This window comes from Protofrankia sp. Cr1 (genome assembly GCF_963555865.1).
Lineage (GTDB): Bacteria > Actinomycetota > Actinomycetes > Frankiales > Frankiaceae > Protofrankia.
In genome coordinates this window covers 23,309-25,229 of record NZ_CAUVXO010000006.1, presented here as the reverse complement: position 1 = coordinate 25,229, position 1,921 = coordinate 23,309, and the positions used below count along the sequence as shown (strand labels likewise).

Below are 1,921 nucleotides of genomic sequence, written 5' to 3'. Positions count from 1 at the left end.
CCGGCCCGTCCACCGGCCCGTCTGTCGGTGCGCCGGTGGGCCAGCGGAGCCAGGAGATCGCGTTGTCCTGGCAGTAGGCATTGTTGTTGCCGTTCTGCGAACGGCCGAACTCGTCCCCGGCGAGCAGCATGGGTACGCCCGCCGACAGCAGCAGCGTCGCGAGTAGCGCGCGGCGGGTGTGGCGCCGGCAGGTCAGCACGTCCGGATCATCGGTCGGGCCCTCCACGCCGCAGTTCGTCGAGTGGTTGGAGCCGTCGCCGTCGCGGTTCCCCTCGCCGTTGGCCTCGTTGTGTTTCTCGGCGTGGGAGACGAGATCGGCCAGGGTGAAGCCGTCGTGTGCGGTCACGAAGTTGACCGAAGCCCACGGCCGCCGGCCCGAGTGCTGGTACAGGTCGCTCGATCCTGTGATCCGGTAACCCAGCTCGGCCACACCGGACGCGCGCTGGGTCCAGGCCGCACGGACGGTGTCGCGGTAGTGGCCGTTCCATTCCACCCATGGCGCGGGGAAGGCGCCGACCTGGTAGCCGCCCCAGCCGACGTCCCATGGCTCGGCGATGAGCTTCACACCTGACAGCAGCGGGTCGGCGTGGATGGCGGTCAGCAGCGGCGCGGCCGGGTCGAATCCGTCGGGGTTGCGGGCGAGCGCGGTTGCCAGGTCGAACCGGTACCCGTCCACACCCATCTCGGTGACCCAGTAGCGCAACGAGTCCATGATCAATTTGATCACGTGCGGGGATGAGGTGTTCAGGGTGTTGCCGCATCCGGTCACATCCCGGTACCGGCGTGGATCACTCGGCTCCACCCGGTAGTACGTGGTGTTGTCCAGCCCGCGCAGCGACAGTGTCGGCCCGCGTTCGCTGCCTTCGGCGGTGTGGTTGAAGACCACATCCAGGATGACCTCGATACCGGCCGCGTGCAGGTCATGGACCATGGCCCGGAACTCGGCCACCGGATTGTCCGTGGCCGCGTAGCCCGGATGCGGGGCGAAGAAGCCCAGGGTGTTGTAGCCCCAGTAGTTGACCAGGCCCCGCTGCGACAGCGCCGGTTCGGAGAGGTTCGCGTGGACGGGCAGCAGCTCGACGGCGGTGACACCGAGGGTACGCAGGTGGTCGATGACCGCCGGGTGTGCCAGCCCCGCGTAGGTGCCCCGCTGGCCGGTCGGGACATCGGGGTGCTCGTGGGTGAACCCCTTCACGTGCAGCTCGTAGAGGACCGTGTCGGGCCAGGGTGTACCCGGCCGGTTGGCGGCGGGGTCGGGGATCGGGTCGGTACTGTACGGCCGGGGGTCGACGACCACGCATCGCGGGACGAAGGCCGCGGAGTCGCGCCCGTCCGAGCCGTCCGAGTACGGGTCGGTCTCGTCGAAACCCGAGATCGCCGGATGCAGGACAAGACCGCCGGTCAGCATGCGGGCGTATGGATCGACGAGAAGCTTCGCCGGGTTGTAGCGCAGGCCACGGTCGGGGGCGTACGGCCCGTGTGCGCGCAGACCGTAGCGCTGGCCCGGCCCGACACCGGGCAGGTAGCCGTGCCATACCCCGCCGTCACGTTCAGGTAGCCGGTAGCGATTCTCGATGCCCTGACCGTCGAACAGGCAGATCTCAACCGCGGCGGCATTGGGGGCTGCCACCGCAACGTTGACACCGGATCCGTCCCAGTGCACGCCGAGCGGGTCGGACGACCCGGGTAGGGCGCGGTGGGACAGATCCACGATGCCTCGGACCGGGGACAGCGTCGTCACGTCCGTCACGGTAGCTGTCGAATGATGCAGGCGCTCGCGGTAGGAGATCACCTCACGTGGCGATCAGAGGCCGGGTCGATGTCGGACCGTGCTCATGACGTATCCGTGAAGATCAGGCGGTTACGGCCTAAGGTGCGTCAGGGGTCCGGAAAGCGCGGCACCGATCCCCGGTACTGATCC

Annotated in this window: 1 protein-coding gene; it reads right to left on the bottom strand. The window is 68.6% G+C overall.

Annotation, left to right across the window (positions count from 1 at the left end; translation table 11 throughout):
• The coding region (gene glgX / locus U9980_RS01610; protein WP_322766384.1) for a glycogen debranching protein GlgX at positions 1 to 1,741 on the bottom strand (1,741 nt) is incomplete at its 3' end.
• Between the last annotated feature and the right edge of the window lie 180 nt (positions 1,742 to 1,921).